This window comes from Dietzia sp. NPDC055343, assembly GCF_053645265.1.
Genome location: NZ_JBSHMJ010000003.1, coordinates 180,388 through 196,176, shown reverse-complemented (window position 1 = coordinate 196,176; position 15,789 = coordinate 180,388). Strand labels below are relative to the sequence as shown.

The 15,789-nt window shown below is 71.7% G+C and carries 8 protein-coding genes; 6 read left to right on the top strand and 2 right to left on the bottom strand.

What is annotated here, in order from left to right:
- Nucleotides 1–260: 260 nt before the first annotated feature.
- Together ACWIE7_RS02805 and ACWIE7_RS02800 are read right to left on the bottom strand one after the other, a co-directional pair.
- Nucleotides 261–2,318 (bottom strand): DUF6541 family protein, encoded by a 2,058-nt coding sequence (locus ACWIE7_RS02805; RefSeq protein WP_454068541.1) that lies wholly within the window; start codon nt 2,316–2,318, stop codon nt 261–263.
- A complete protein-coding gene (locus ACWIE7_RS02800) occupies nt 2,318–2,839 on the bottom strand; it encodes a GtrA family protein (protein ID WP_454057937.1) in 522 nt (173 codons plus the stop codon). Before ACWIE7_RS02800 ends, ACWIE7_RS02805 begins: the two co-directional genes overlap by 1 nt.
- A gap of 95 nt (nt 2,840–2,934) precedes the next feature.
- Between ACWIE7_RS02800 and ACWIE7_RS02795 the strand changes: the two genes are divergently transcribed.
- From ACWIE7_RS02795 to ACWIE7_RS02770, 6 genes are all read left to right on the top strand, one after another.
- Nucleotides 2,935–4,365 (top strand): lipase family protein, encoded by a 1,431-nt coding sequence (locus ACWIE7_RS02795; protein ID WP_454068540.1) that lies wholly within the window; start codon nt 2,935–2,937, stop codon nt 4,363–4,365.
- Between the two features lie 201 nt (nt 4,366–4,566).
- Nucleotides 4,567–6,015 (top strand): FAD-binding protein, encoded by a 1,449-nt coding sequence (locus tag ACWIE7_RS02790; protein ID WP_454068539.1) that lies wholly within the window; start codon nt 4,567–4,569, stop codon nt 6,013–6,015.
- A 203-nt stretch (nt 6,016–6,218) separates the two neighbouring features.
- Nucleotides 6,219–6,980, top strand: coding sequence for a decaprenylphospho-beta-D-erythro-pentofuranosid-2-ulose 2-reductase (locus tag ACWIE7_RS02785; RefSeq protein WP_454057940.1), 762 nt, complete (start codon nt 6,219–6,221; stop codon nt 6,978–6,980).
- Nucleotides 6,981–6,982: 2 nt separating this feature from the next.
- Entirely contained in the window at nt 6,983–8,950 is a 1,968-nt protein-coding gene (locus tag ACWIE7_RS02780) for an arabinofuranosyltransferase (RefSeq protein WP_454068538.1), read from the top strand.
- Nucleotides 8,951–8,956: 6 nt separating this feature from the next.
- Nucleotides 8,957–12,325, top strand: coding sequence for an arabinosyltransferase domain-containing protein (locus ACWIE7_RS02775; RefSeq protein WP_454068537.1), 3,369 nt, complete (start codon nt 8,957–8,959; stop codon nt 12,323–12,325).
- A gap of 22 nt (nt 12,326–12,347) precedes the next feature.
- The gene (locus ACWIE7_RS02770) at nt 12,348–15,746 is read left to right on the top strand and encodes an arabinosyltransferase domain-containing protein (RefSeq protein ID WP_454068536.1); all 3,399 of its coding nucleotides are present in this window, start codon (nt 12,348–12,350) and stop codon (nt 15,744–15,746) included.
- Nucleotides 15,747–15,789 lie beyond the last annotated feature (43 nt).

Sequence of the window (15,789 nt, the reverse complement as noted above, 5' to 3'; positions counted from 1 at the left end):
CACGATGCCGCGGCTGACGCGCGAGTAGAGGTCGTCGTTGACCCATTTGCGCGGGCCCGAGAACAGGGTCCGCTGGAGGAGCAGGTCGCGGTCGGTCTGTCCGTCAGTGGGCGTGCTCGCGGCGGTGCTTCCGCCGGTCATGTGCGTGGGCATGTGCTCCCTCACTCGAGTCTCTGTGCTGACCGACGCGTACGGCGGGCCGACACCAGGCTAATGGCTGCGGTGCCCCACCCCGGCCAGTGCGTGGCAGGACGCCCGGGTCAGGGCTCGGCCGGCTGGTCCGGACCGCCCACCACTGACAGCGAATCGACGTCCTGCTCGACCGGGGGCACGACCGGAGGGACCCCCGGCGGTACCGGCAGAAGTGGGTGGGGTGACACCGGGCGCACGCGGTACAACCGTGCGCCTTCGTTGGCGGCGACCAACTCCAGATGCGGGTTCCAGCCCATACCGACGAATCCCGGGGGCCGTCCCGGCCCGCCGATGACCCCCGAGCCCACGATTACCCACCGCACGTCCATATTCTCGACGGTGAGGGTGACACCGGGATCGAACCCGTACCTGGCGATGGACGTGTAAAGCAGCATCCGGGCCGGGCCGACCTGCGAGTCCGGATCCTCCACCAGCGGCGCCGGCAGCACCACAGGAATGCCGTAGAGGGTATAGATCCAGCTCGATCCGTCGAACGGATCGCCCAGAACCATTCCGCCGTCGTACCGGTCGGCGAGCTCGGCGAACATCTCCGCCTCGTACTCGTTCACCGCGGGGCCGTTCCCGTATACCCACCGGGTGAGCTCCCCTCGGACGGTCAGATGTCCTCCGACAAGCGCCGCGGCCAGCATCAACAGCATCGCCGCTTGCACACCGCCTCGCGCGGCCGCCGGACGGATCCGGGCCGCGCCCGCGGCGAGCGCGCCCGCCCCCAGGCCGACCACCGGGGTCGACGCCACGATAACGAGAGCATGCAGGCGACTGCCGTCGTCCCACCACACCGCGGTGAACAGGTGTGACCAGTCCGCCGCGACCGTATACGCAAGGAAGAACTGCACGGAGAAGGCCAGTCCGGCGAGAGCAAGTGCGAGCGGCGGCCGCGACCGTCTTTGCACGGCCACCGCAACCCCCACGATCAAGAGCAACCACCAGAGGACGGATAGCGGCGGAAACAGCGCCACGTTGAGGTACTCACCGATCACGGTGGATACCGGTGACAACTTGGGCCAGCGGAAGCCCGCCACATCGGACCCGGAGACCAGGGAGAACTGTGGCAGGAACACGGCCATCGCGGCGAGCGCCGCCACGACGAACGTAACCAGACTCCACGCCCTGGAACCGTCGGCCGACCCCACGGCCAGCAGGGCCGCCAGCACGATCGCCGCCCCCGCGCCGACAGACGGGTGGACGGCCAACAGACCCGCCATAACCGCACCCAACAGCAGGGCCCGGCGCAGGTCGAAGCGTCGGAAACGGACGATCAGCACACCCAGTGCCACGGCTCCGGTGATCGAAGCGACTCCGAGAGCGTAAGGCAGAACCGGACCCCAGTTGATGCGTGCGAAGGGGAAGGACCACGTGGTGGCGGCCATCGCGGCCGATGCGGCCACTGCGACGGGACCGCCGTCGAGGTGACGCACCACGGCCACGGTGCCCAATACGAAGATCACCACGGTCGCCGCAGACAGCGCGGAGAGCACTCCGGGCATCGACTGACCGGGCAACTGTAGGAGCAGCGCCCCGACCGCGTGGTAAACGTCCGGGTAGTAGAACGAGTCGTTCGCGGGCTGCGCCGCCCCCGCGAGCGCGAACGGGCTGGCCGCGCCCTCCTCGGCGATGAAGCGGATCGCCACTCCGTGGAAGATCGCGTCCCAGTACTGGGCCGGCTGCCGCAGCAGGTCACTGGACCAGATCACCTGTCCAGCCCCGACGACGACAGCCCCGAGCACCACCGCCCCGGCGGCCCACCAGGCCCCTCGGGAGGACGTGGCCCCCGACGCGACCGGCGACACAGCCACGACGTCGTCGTCACCCTCAGTGCGTCGCGCCCACGGTGCGCGCTGGTCCAGCACGCCCGCCGCCACAGCGCCCAAGGCCACCACGACGAGGCAGATCACCAGCCATCCGGCGACGGCCGCCGGGGTCCACCGGATCCCCGCGGCCGTGGTGACCATCGCTCCGACCGAGTACATCGCGTACCCCGCCGCCGGCGCCGCCGCGAGCACGCTGAGCGGTCGCCGTACCAGCATCGCCGCGGCCGCGGCGCCTGGCAGATAGAGCAACATCAGGAGAAGGGCGACGCTGCCGATGGCGGAGAGGACGGTCATCAGCGCACCCGGAAGATCACCGTGCGCTGAACTATGAAGTTGGTCACCGTCGCCACACCCTGCGCGATCACGTAGCCGATCGAACTGGCCCAGAACTCATTCCACCCCATGCCCTGGAACCAGGGCATCAGCACCATGAACAGGCCCCACTGGACGCCGAACATCACGGCGTACAGGCACATCGTCGCCACGAACCGGGACCGCGACGGCTCCGCCTGGAACGTCCACCGCCGGTTGAGCGCGTAGGCGGTGAGCGTGCCGGCGACGAACGAGAGCGCCTTGGCCCAGCCCGGACTGACGCCTACCAGCATCAACAGCTGCAGCAGGCCGTAGTCGACGATCGCCGACAGCACGCCGGTCAGGAAGAACCGGATGATCTGAGTCTTGAGGTCGGTCGGGGCGGCCGGGTCGGACTCGTGCCGTGACTCGAGCGGGTCGACGGCGCCGCGCAGCGAATCCAGGACCGAATCGCCCGTCAGGTCCGCGCCGCCCGTGCCCGTGCTGTCTGGGGAGGAACTCACCCGACCAGCGTAGGTCGGCGCGCCGGGAAGTGAACATCGACACCTCCAGCGCAGGTCCGGCGCGTGCGCCCATTTGGTGCCGCTACCGTAGACGCATGACCCCTCGGCCCCGCCCCCTCCCCGGCCGCCTCGTCTCGACACTGGCCCTCGCCGTGGCCTGCGCGATAGCCGGCTCCCCCGCCGCGGTGGCCGACACGACCGGCACCGCACCGACGTTGCCGCCCGGCGCCGCACCGACCCTCTCGCCCGGCTCCGTCGAACTCCCCGACCCCCTGGCCGGCTTCCGCCCCGCGCCCGAACACGAGCGCACCCCGGAGCGGTACCTGCCCAGCCCGTCGCCGGACCCCTGGTACTCGGATCCGCCCGCGGTCGACCCGGCCACCGCGCACGGCACCATCCTCGCCGCCCGGCCGGTGACCGTCCCGCCGATCAACATGCGCAACTTCGGTCGGGGCTGGCAGGTCCTGGTGCAGAGCGCCGACTCCCACGACCAGCCGCAGCAGATCGTCTCCACGATCCTCGAGCCGGCCACCCCCTGGGACGGGCCCGGGCCGCGGCCGCTCGTGTCGTTCAACGTCACGATCGACTCGCTCGGGTTGGAATGCATGCCCTCGCACGTGCTGCCCAACAAGTTCAACATCGAGCTGCCACCTTTCCTGCAGATCCTTGCCGACCGCGGGTACGGACTGGTGGTGACCGACTTCCAGGGCCCCAAGGCCGCGTACGCCGCGGGCCGCGCGAACGGGCGGGCCGTCCTCGACGGGATGCGGGCCGCGCGCGCGTTCGTCCCGCCGGGTGACACCGACCCGCTGTTCGCCGACTCGCGCATCGTGCAGGTCGGCTACTCGGGCGGCGGGATCGCCACCGGGTGGGCGGCTCAGCTGCAGCCGGTGTACGCGCCCGAACTGACCGGGGTGCTGGTCGGCTCCTCCGTCGGCGGGGTCCCGGCCGACTATTCCGATCTGTTCGACAGCATGGACGGCACCGTCGCCTCCGGGCTCTACCGGGCCGCCGTGCTCGGACTCGCCCGCGAGTACCCGGAGCTCTACCCGCTGCTGAACGACACCGGCGACGTGGCCGCCTACCACCTTCGCGACTCGTGCGCCGCCGCCAACACCGCGATCGGGATCCTCCGCGCGCCGCTGTCGATGCTCACCGACGTCGATCCGCGCACCGACCCGACCGTCCGGCGCGTCATGGCCCGCAACCGGCTGGGCACCGCCGACCCCGCCAACGGCGCCGACCCGCGCGAGGTCCCGACCGGCCCGGTGCAGGTGTGGCACGGCGACGCCACCGTCCCGATCGGACCCGGCCCCGGCTCCTCGACGGGCCCCGGCGACTTCTTCGTCCCCGAGTGGACCGCCCGCCGGCTCACCGACGAATGGTGCGAGGCGGGCGCCGACGTCGAGTACACGCCCGTGGCGGGCGAACACATCACCGCCGCCTACACCGCGGTGGGGCCGGCCCTCGACTGGGTGGATGCCCGCGCCCGGGGCGTGCCCTTCACCTCCGGATGCCAGGCGTAGCGGATCCGGCATCCGCGCCCGCGCACAGCCCACCCGGCATCCGCGCCCGCACCTGTGCGTTCCGGAGCCAGGCGCTCCTCTCCGTGAACTCCCGCGCGCGCTTCCGCGGGGCGGGAGTTCATCAAGGGGAGCGCCCGCGTCGTCCACTCAGGGGCCCACGTGTAGACGAGCCCGGGCCGCGGTGGCGGTAGCCTCGACTGCGTGAGCACCGCACAGAACACGACCCCGGCCCGGCCCTCCCTCGACACCGAGCTCAAGCGCCTGACCGGCTGGGGGCGCACCGCGCCCGCGATGAGCCACGTGCTCACTCCCCGGTCGGTCGACGAGATCTCGGCGGCGGTCTCGACGGTCAACGACGCCAACGCCTCGTCGCCGGACCACCTGCGCCGGGGCGTGATCGCCCGCGGCCTCGGCCGCTCCTACGGCGACAGCGCCCAGAACTCCGGTGGCCTGGTGCTGGACATGAGCCGGTTCAACCGCATCCACGAGCTCAACGCGGAGAAGGCAATCGCGGTGGTCGACGCCGGCGTGAACCTCGACCAGCTCATGCGCGCGGCCCTGCCGTTCGGTCTGTGGGTCCCGGTGCTGCCGGGCACCCGCCAGGTGACGGTCGGTGGCGCGATCGGCCACGACATCCACGGCAAGAACCACCACTCCGCCGGGTCGTTCGGCAACCACGTCACGCGGATGGAGCTGCTCGTCGCGGACGGGCGGGTGTTGTCGTTGGAGCCGGGCGGGACCGACGACGACGAGGACGGCAGTCTCTTCTGGGCGACGGTCGGCGGCAACGGCCTCACCGGCATCGTGCTCAAGGTGTGGATCGCCATGACGCGCACGGAGACGGCGTTCTTCCTCGCCGACGACGACCAGACGGGCTCGCTCGACGAGACGATCGCGCTGCACACCGACGGTTCCGAGGACAGGTACACCTACTCCTCCGCCTGGTTCGACGCGATCAGCGCGCCCCCGAAGCTCGGCCGGGCCGCGATCTCGCGGGGCAACCTCGCGACGCTCGCGCAGCTCGAGGAGTACGCACCCGAGCTCGCCAAGAACCCGCTGACGATGGACGCCAAGCCGCTGCTGACGTTCCCGGACATCTTCCCCAACGGGCTGGCCAACAAGTGGTCCTTCAGCCTGGTGGGCGAGGCGTACTACCGCATGGGCGGGACGCGCCGGAACAAGATCAAGACGTTGCCGCAGTTCTACCACATGCTCGACCTGTTCGGAGAGTGGAACCGGGCCATGGGACCTGCGGGTTTCCTGCAGTACCAGTTCATCGTCCCGCCGGGCGCGGTCGACGGGTTCAAGGAGATCATCGGGGACATCCAGCGCTCCGGCCAGTACTCCTTCCTCAACGTGTTCAAGCTGTTCGGCCCCGGTAACCAGGCGCCGCTGTCCTTCCCGATGGAGGGCTGGAACGTGTGCGTGGACTTCCCGATCAACGACCGGCTGAACGCGTTCGTCAACCACCTCGACGCGAAGGTCATGTCGATGGGCGGGCGCCTGTACACGGCCAAGGACTCCCGCGTCCCGGCCGAGCGCTTCCACGCCATGTACCCGCAGATCGACTCGTGGATCGCGACGCGCCGGCGGATCGACCCCAACGGCGTGTTCGTCTCCGACATGGGTCGGCGTCTCGAACTGCTCTGACCCGGCGGGGCGACGCGGCCCCACCGCCCCCGCCGTCCGTCCATAAGAGCCTTCCGCACATTTCCACTCGCCCGACGTGTGCCGAACACTCTTATCGACCGGAGGGCGGGGGATCCCGGCGGCGCACCGGGGGATCTCGGCGGCGCACCGGGGGATCGAGACGGGCGGCCGGGGGATTGAGGGCCGTCGGTAGACTGCCGTCCATGATCAATGCCGTCGGCGTCCCCCAGACACTGCTCCTGCTCGGGGGTACCTCCGAGATCGGCCTGGCCATCTGCGCCGAGTACCTCACCCAGGGGCCGATGCGTGTGATCCTGGCATGCCTGCCGGGTGACCCCGGGGTCGAGGACGCCAGGGCCGAGATGACGGCCGCCGGCGCGACCGCGGTCGAGGTCGTGGACTTCGACGCCGCGGCCACCGACACCCACCCGGCCACGTTCGAGCAGATCTTCGCCGGGGGCGACGTGGACGTGGCGATCGTCGCGTTCGGCCTGCTGGGGGAGAACGAGGAACTCTGGTCGGACCAGCGCAAGGCGGTCCAGATCGCGCAGATCAACTACACCGGCGCCGTCTCGGTGGGCGTCCTGCTCGCCGAGCGCATGAAGGCCCAGGGCTACGGCCGGATCATCGCCATGAGCTCGGCCGCCGGTCTGCGCGCCCGCCGCTCGAACTTCGTCTACGGCTCCACCAAGGCCGGTCTCGACTCCTTCTACACCGGCCTCGGGTACGCGCTGGCCGAGCACGGGGTCGACGTGCTGGTCATCCGGCCCGGCCAGGTGCGCACCCGCATGTCGGCGCACGTCGACGAGGCCCCGCTGACCATCAACAAGGACGAGGTGGCCCGGATCGCGGTCAAGAACTCCGGTCGCGACAAGGGCGCGGTGTTCGCCCCGGCCGCGTTCGGCGGGGTCATGGCCGTGCTCACCCACGTGCCGCGGCCGATCTTCCGCAAGCTCCCCTTCTGAGCATGCGCCCAGCGCTCCGGGGACTCGGTCTGGCGGGGGCGGCGACCCTCCTCGCCGCCGTCGTCACCGCCGTCGTCCTCGTCGGGTTCTCGCTCGTGACGTTCCCCGCGTACGGCAACTCCAACGTCCTGCGCGCGCTGACCGTCGTGGGGCAGACCGCCGCGCTCGTGCTGGTGGTACTGGGGATCCTCGCCGCGCGTGCGGGTGAGCGGCCGGGCGGTCGGGCCGGGCTGGTGCGTCTGGGCAAGCTCGCCGCGCCCACCGGGTCCGCGCTGCTGGTGGCCGCCACCCTCGGCATCCCGCTGGCGGCGTCCCGCCTCTACCTGCACGGCGTGAGCGTCGACCAGGAGTTCCGCACGCAGTTCCTCAGCCGGTCCACCACGTCGCTCGGCCTGCCGGACATGGCCTACGCCGACCTGCCCTCGTTCTACCCGTCCGGCTGGTTCTGGCTGGGCGGGCGCTTCGCCAACCTCGCCGGGCTCGAGGGCTGGGCGGCGTTCAAACCGTGGTCGATCCTCTCGCTGGCCGTGGCCGCCGCCCTGGTCACCGTCCTGTGGACGCGCCTGCTGCGCACCGACCTCGGCGCCGTGGTGGGACTGGTCTCCACGGCCATGATGCTCACCTACGGCAGCCCCGAGCCCTACGGCGCCGTGGTGGCACTGTTCATCCCGCCGGTGCTGATCCTGGCCTGGCACGCCGTCCACCCCACCGCGGCCCGGCCGGCCGGCGACGCCCCCGGTCCCGTCCCGCAGCCCTCCGGCATCGCGGCCACGGTCGCCACCATGGTGTTTCTCGGCGCCTCCGCCAGCATGTACACCCTGTACACGGCGCTCGCCGCCGGCACCGTCGTGCTCATGGCCGCGATCGCCACCGTGCTGGCGCTGCGCGGCCGCACCGGTTACCCGGCCTGGCTGCCCGCGGCCCGGCTCGCCGTGATCGGCGTCGGCTCCCTCGCGATCGCCCTCGTCGTGTGGGCCCCCTACCTCCTGGCCTCGCTCGGCGGGGCGCCGGCCGACTCCGGCACCGCCCTGCACTACCTGCCTGATTCCGGCGCGCGGTTGCCGCTGCCCATGACCGCCGGCGGGCTGACCGGTCTCGTCTGCCTGGCCGGTCTGATCTGGATCGTCGTCCGGGCCCGGTCCTCGCGCCGCGCGCAGGCCCTCGGGCTCGGTGTGGCCGCCGTCTACCTGTGGTGCCTGGCGTCGATGGCCGTCACCGTTCTCGGCACCACCATGCTCGGCTTCCGCCTCGAGCCCGTGCTCATCGGTCTGCTGATGGTGGCCGGGGTGTTCGCGATCGCCGACGTCGCCGGGCTGCTGGTGCGGGCCGCCGGACGTCAGAACGGCTCGGATCGCCCCGCCGCGGAGGCCACTGGATGCCGACGGCGGGCGAGCGCCGCCGTGGGCGTGGTGTCCGCCCTGGCCGTGCTCGCGCAGGTGCAGGGCATCCCGGACCACCTGCACGAGGAGATCCGGCTCGCCTACACCGACACCGACGGGGCCGGCGCGCGGGCCGACCGCTTCCCGCCCGGACCGGAGTCCCACTACGCGGACGTCAACGCCGTGATCGCCGAGGCGTTCCCGGGCCGCGACAAGACCGACCTCGTCGTCGTCAGTACCGCGGACGCCTTCCTCGCCTACAACCCCTACCTGGCCTACCAGGCGGTGACCTCCCACTACGCCAACCCGCTGGGACGCTACGCCGACCGCAACGCGGCGATGATCGCGTGGGAGGAGGCCACCAGCGGCGAGGAGCTCCACGCCCTCATGACCGGCACGGACTGGCGCGCCCCCGACGTGATCCTGGCGCGCCCCACCGGCGACGGCTACTCACTGCGACTGGCCGAGGACACCTACCCCAACGATCCCAACGTGCGGCGCTTCTCCGTCACCATCCCCGCCGAGGCGGTCTCCGGGCCCCACTTCGAGGTCCACGACGTGGGACCGTTCGCCGTGATCGTGGTGCGGTGATCAGGCGTGGCGAACCGAGAGGCGGACGAGCGCGCAGACATCGTCGCTGACCCGCACCGCGACACCGACCCTGACCGGCCACTCGGTCTCCACCCCTACCCGGGAATGGGCCGCGACCGCCGCTGGGCGATCATCACCGGCTTCCTCGGGGCGTTCCTGGCGATCCTCGCCGGCCTGCTGCCGGTGCACCAGGACACCAGTCAGGTGCAGTGGACCGCCGGCCCCGACTACGCCTCGGTCACCTCGCCGCTCGTGTCCGGGCGGCCACTCGATCTGACCATCTCGGCGCCGTGTGGACCGCTGAGCCAGGTCCCGGAAAACACCGTCGTGTTCTCCACGCTGCCCGAGGACGCCCCCGGCCGGATCTCGGACGGGCTCGTGGTGCAGCGGTCCTCCGACGCCGCCGGGGACCCGGTCATCGAGGTGGTGGTCCGCAACCTCACGCTGCTGTCGGTGCCACTGGCCACGCTGCGCGACGCGGACTGCGAGACCCTGCACGTGCGGGCCGAGACGGGCATCCTCGTCGCCGAGCTGACCGGCCTGGACCGCGATCCCGAGGACGCCGACGATCCCGTCCGCGCCGCCGTCCCCGGCAGCATGCGGCCGCAGGTCACCGGCGTGTTCACCGATCTGACCGCCGCGACCGCGCCCGACGGCCTCGGCGAGTCGACCGTCGAGGTGACGGTCGACTCCCGCTACTCCTCGAGCCCGACGCTGATCAAGCTGGTGCTGATGCTGATCGGGGTGGCGGCCACGATCGCCTCGGTCTGGTTCCTGCACCGCCTGGACCGCATCGACGGCCGCTCCGACCGGCGCTTCGTGCCCCGCTCGTGGCTGCGCCTCTCCGGGGTCGACGGCGTGGTGATCAGCGTCCTGACCTTCTGGCACTTCGTGGGCGCCAACACCTCCGACGACGGCTACCTGCTCACCATGGCCCGCTCCGCCGGACCGAGCGGCTACATGGCCAACTACTTCCGCTGGCTCGGCTCACCCGAGTCCCCGGTCGGCTGGTACTACGAGATCCTGCGGGTCTTCGCCGAGATCTCCACCGCCAGTCCGTGGATGCGCCTACCCACGCTGCTGTGCGGCATCCTCTCGTGGCTGATCATCAGCCGCGAGGTCATCCCCCGCCTCGGCCGGCTGGCCCGCACCTGGCATCGGCCGCGCTGGACCGGCGCCGCCCTGTTCCTCGCGTTCTGGATGGCGTTCAACAACGGGCTGCGGCCCGAGCCGGTCATCGCGCTGGGTGCGCTGCTCACGTGGTCGCTGGTCGAGCGCTCCATCGCCACCCGCCGGCTCGTGCCGGGGGTCGCCGCGATCGGTGTCGCCGCGTTCTCCCTCGGCACCGGGCCCACCGGCCTGATGTGCGTGGCCGCGCTGGCCGCCGGCGCCCGCGAGTTCGTCCGCATGGCCCGCCGACGCGCGAAGATTGTGGGCTGGGCCGCGATCGCAGGCCCCGTCCTGGCCGTGGGCCTGGCGCTGCTCTACACCGTCTTCGCCGACCAGACCCTGGCCGCGGTCCTCGAGGCCACCCGCATCCGCACCGAGCTCGGGCCGAGCCTGCCCTGGTACGGCGAGAAGGAACGCTGGGAGGCACTGTTCAGCGTCTCGGCCGACGGCGGCGTGGCCCGCCGCTTCCCCGTCCTGCTCATGCTCATGTGCCTGGTGCTCGTCTCGGCCGTCATGCTACGACGGGGCGGGATTCCCGGCGCCGCCGCGGGGCCGTCCCGGCGGCTCATCGGCGTGATCGCGGGCTCGCTGCTGTTCCTGGTGTTCACCCCCACCAAATGGACCCACCACTTCGGCGTCTTCGCAGGGCTGGCCGGGGCGCTGGCGGTCCTGGCCGTGATCGCCCTTCGTTCCTCGTCCGTGTCGCTCGCCCGGAGTCGGTGGCTCGTGTGGGCGGCGCTGTGCCTCGTCGTCGGACTGTCCACCGCCACCAACAACACCTGGTGGTACGTCTCCGACTACGGCATCCCCTTCGCCGACTCCTTCCCCTCCGTCGGCGGCGTCCAGATCCAGTACCTCGCCTTCCTCGGCGGATTCGCGTGCCTGCTGGTCGCCGGGCTCATCCACATCGGGTTCCTGCCCGACGAACCCGGACGCGCCCTGTGGCGCCGGGTCACCCGCCACATCCCGTTCCTGCGCTCCCGCGCCGACACCCCCGCGGCGCGGCACCGCGACGGGCGCGGCATCGACGGCGCACCCCTGACGGTCGTGGCGTTCACCGTCGTGATCTTCGAACTGGTCTCCGTCGTCACCGCGGTGTTCGCCCAATCCCCCGCCTACACGGTCGGCCGCGCCAACATGCGCGCGATCGCCGGGCAGCCGTGCTCGCTCGCCGACTCCGTGCTCGTCGAGGAGAACTCCAACGACGGGATCCTCACCGCGATCGGCGCCGGGCCCGAGATCTCGCTCGGCGCCGGCGTCGTCAACGGCTTCGCCCCCAACGGCCTGCCCGATTCGATCACCGTCGACAGCGCCGAGGCCTCCGGCTCGCTCGCCCAGTCCCAGCCCGACGAGCGCGATCCCGGCGACGGCGTCGACGCCGGCACCACCGGCGGCCGCGGCGCACTGACCGTCAACGGCTCCACCGTGGCACTACCGTTCGGCCTCGACCCCGAGACCACGCCGGTGCTGGGCTCCTACCGGCGCGGCCCGCAGGTCGCCGCCGAACTCACCTCGGCCTGGTACCGACTCCCCGACCGCAGCCCCAACCGTCCGCTGCTCGTGATGGCCGTCGCCGGCCGCATCGGTGCCGGCGACGTGCGCATCGAGTACGGCCGGCCGGGCCGCGTGGGCGCGGCAGGGCCCACCGACTTCGAGGTGATGGGCTCCATGACGCCCACCGACATCGGGCCGGCGCCCGCGTGGCGGAACCTGCGGATCCCGCTCGAAGATATCCCCGAGGACGCCCAGGTCGTGCGCGTGGTGGTGGAGGACAACAACCTCGACCCGGACCGCTGGATCGCCGTCACCCCGCCCCGTAACCCGCGACTGAGCACCCTCGACGAGGTCGTGGGCCATACCGATCCCGTCCTCATCGACTGGGTCGTGGCGTTGGCGTTCCCCTGCCAGCGGCCGTTCGTCCACAACGGCGGCGTCGCCGAGATCCCCGAGTACCGGATCCTCGCCGACCGCGAATCCTCGTCCGCCGCCAACTGGTGGCAGAGCGCGGGCGGCGGCGGACCGCTGCTGTGGACCACCCAGACCGTCGAGGCCGTGACCGTCCCCACCTATCTCGACCACGACTGGTCGCGGGACTGGGGCTCCCTCCAGCGGTTCGAGCCACTCGATCCCACGGCCACCCCGGCCGAGCTGATCCTCGGCAGCGAGGTGCGGTGGGGCTGGACCACACCCGGACCGATGAACTGATCGTCGCCTAGAATCTGTCGTCGTGTCAGACTCTTCCTCCGCAGCCGGCTCGGGCGCGTCCCCTGACTCCGACCCGGCCACTCCAGCGGCATCCGATCAGGACGTCGCCCCGGTCGCCCCGGTCGCCTCGGACTCCCGGGTCGCCAGGCTCCGCGTCATCGCCATCGTCAGCGGTCTGGTGGGCACCCTGTGCTTCCTGGCCCTGCCGTTCCTGCCGGTGGCGCAGACGACCTCCTCGGTCCAGTGGCCCCAGAACGGGTCCGTCGAGTCGGTCACCGCGCCGCTCATGGCGCACACCCCGCAGGAGGTCACCGCGACCATCCCCTGCACCCTGGTCGCCGACCTCCCGGAGGACGGCGGCATCGTGCTGTCCACCGCCCCGGCCGCCGGCGAGGAGGCCGGGGAGCGTGCGATGTTCATCCGCGCCTCCGCCGACACGGTCGACGTGGTCTCCCGCAACCGGGTCATCGTCTCCGCGCCACGCGAGCAGGTCGCCGCCGGTGAGTGCAGTGTCCTGAGCGTGGTGGCGGCCCCCACCTACGCGGAGGCGTCCTTCGAGGGTCTCGACGGCCCCACCGCGGCCGGCCGCATCGACGCCGACAACCTGCGCCCCATGGTCGTTGGTCTCTACACCGACCTGCCCCTCGACACCGCCGTGCCGGACGAGCTCGCGGTGTCGGTCGAGGTGGATTCGCGCTTCACCACCGATCCCACCACGCTGAAGTGGGCGGCGATCGTCCTGGGCCTGCTGTCGACGGCGGTCGCACTGTGGGCGCTGCACGGGCTCGACCAGACCGACGGCCGGCGGAGCCTGCGATTCCTACCCCGCGGCTGGTTCCGCCCGCGTCTGCCCGACGTGGCCGTGATCGGCACGCTCGCCGTGTGGCACTTCGTCGGCGGCAACACCTCCGACGACGGCTACATCATGTCGATGGCCCGGGCCGCCGAGCCCGCTGGCTACATGGCCAACTACTACCGCTGGTACGGCGTCCCCGAGTCACCGTTCGGCTCGCCCTACTACGATCTGCTGACCCTGTTCGCACAGGTCTCCACGGCCAGCCCCTGGATGCGTCTGCCCGCGCTGATCGCCGCGATCCTGTGCTGGCTGGTCATCAGCCGCGAGGTGCTGCCGCGCCTCGGGCGAGCCGCCCGCACCACGCCCGTCGTGGTGTGGAGCGCCGCCGCGGTGTTCCTCGCGTTCTGGATGGCGTTCAACAACGGCCTGCGCCCCGAGCCGGCGATCGCGCTGGGCGCGCTGCTGACCTGGGTCTCCGTCGAGCGCTCCATCGCGACCCGCCGGATGCTGCCGTTCGCGGTGGCCGTGATCATCGCCTCGTTCTCACTGGCCACCGGGCCCACCGGGCTCATGGCCGTGGCCGCGCTCATCATGGGCCTGCGGGCCGTCGTCCACACCGTGGTGGTGCGCGGCCGCCAGGTCGGCTCCTACCTGGCGCTCGTCGCGCCCGTCCTGGCCGCCGGGACCATGGTGCTCATCTGCGTGTTCGGCGTGCAGACGCTCGCCGCGGTGCTCGAGGCCATCCGGGTGCGCGGCGAGATCGGCCCCAACCTGGCCTGGTACGAGGAGTTCGTCCGCTACTACTACCTGATGATCCCGACGGTGGACGGGTCACTGTCCCGCCGCCTGCCGGTGCTCCTGGTGCTGCTGTGTCTGGCTGTGGTGATCGGCACGCTGCTGCGGCGTGGCAAGGTGCCCGGCGCCGCGTCCGGCCCCGTCTGGCGCCTCGTGGGCGTCGTGGTGGGCACCGCGTTCTTCATGATGTTCTCCCCCACCAAGTGGACCCACCACTTCGGCGTGTACGCCGGGATCGGTGCGGCGATCGCCGCGCTGGGGGCGCTCGCCATCTCCGCGTCGGCCGTACGCACCGCCCGCAACCGGACCCTGTTCCTCGGTGTGATCCTGGTGGTCCTCGCGTTGGCGTTCGCCGGCCCCAACGGGTGGTGGTACGTCTCGAGCTACGGCATCCCCTGGTGGGACAAGGCGCCGAGCGTCAGCGGGATCTCCGCGTCCAACGTGCTGCTCGTCCTGGCGGTGCTCACGTTCGCGTTCGCCGGCTGGCAGCACCTGCGCCGCGACTACACCGGCGATCAGGCGCCCAGGACCACGGCGGGCCGCCGTCGGATGCGGACCTTCGCCGCCGCCCCGATCGCGGTGGTCGCAGGCCTGCTCGTGATCTTCAACGTCGCCTCGTTCGCCAAGGGGCTGCAGAAGCAGTTCCCGGCGTACTCGATCGCCGCGGGCAACGTGTCGGCGCTCGCCGGCAACCCGTGCATGCTCGCCGACCGGGTGCTCGTCGAGCCGGACGCCAACGCAGGCATGCTCGCCCCGCTCGGCGCGCCGCGGCTGCCCGACGGCTCCGTCGACCCCCGGGCCATGGCCGAGGCGATCGAGGCCGGCGGCAACACCGGCTTCACCCCGAACGGCGTCGCCCCCGACCTGTCCGCCGACGCGGTGGTCTCCGACCCGGGTGCCGCCAACACCACCTCGGAGCCCGGCGGCGGCCCCTCGGTCAACACCGGTGAGAGCGCCGGTACGGGAGGCGGCCGCGGTGCCGAGGGCGTCAACGGCTCCACCGTGGCCCTGCCGTTCGGTCTCGACCCAGCCACCACGCCGGTCCTGGGCTCGTTCTTCGCGGGCCCGCAGCAGCAGGCCGACCTCGAGACCGGCTGGTACGAACTACCGGACAACCGCGAGGCGCACCCGCTGCTGGTCATCTCGGCGGCCGGCCGGATCGGGCGCTTCGACGCCGACGGCATCTACGAGTACGGCCAGGAGGTCACCGTCGAGTTCGGCCGGGACACCGGCAACGGCGTCGAGATGGTCGGCGTCCCGGTCGTCCCGTACGACATCGGCCCCGCCCCGACCTGGCGGAACCTGCGGGTGTCGATGGAGGACGTGCCCGTCGACGCCGACGTCATGCGGATTCGGGTCGACGACGACGACCTCACCCCCGACGAATGGGCGGCCATCACCCCGCCGCGTGCGCCCGAGCTCGTGACGGTCCAGGAGATGGTCGGGTCCTCCTCGCCGGTCCTGCTGGACTGGGCCGTGAGCATGCAGTTCCCGTGCCAGCGTCCGTTCTCGCACTTCGCGGGTGTGGCAGAGCTGCCGGAGTTCCGGATCCTGCCGGACCGTCCTCTCGCGGTCAGCGCCACCGGTACGTGGATGTCGTACGAGGGTGGCGGCCCGCTCGGGTGGGTGGAGACCGCGCAGCGTGCCCAGACGATCCCGTCGTACCTGCGTCACGACTGGAACCGCGACTGGGGCTCCATCGAGGCCTACACGCCGCTGGGCACCTACCAGTCCGAGCCCCCGCGGCCGGCCGACGTCACCATGGACACGGTGGACCGCTGGGGCTGGTGGTCGCCCGAGGGCCCGATCCTGGTGACCAACCCGGAGTAGGACCGGGCGGCCGGTACGGCTGATGTGCGCCGAGCACGGCCCG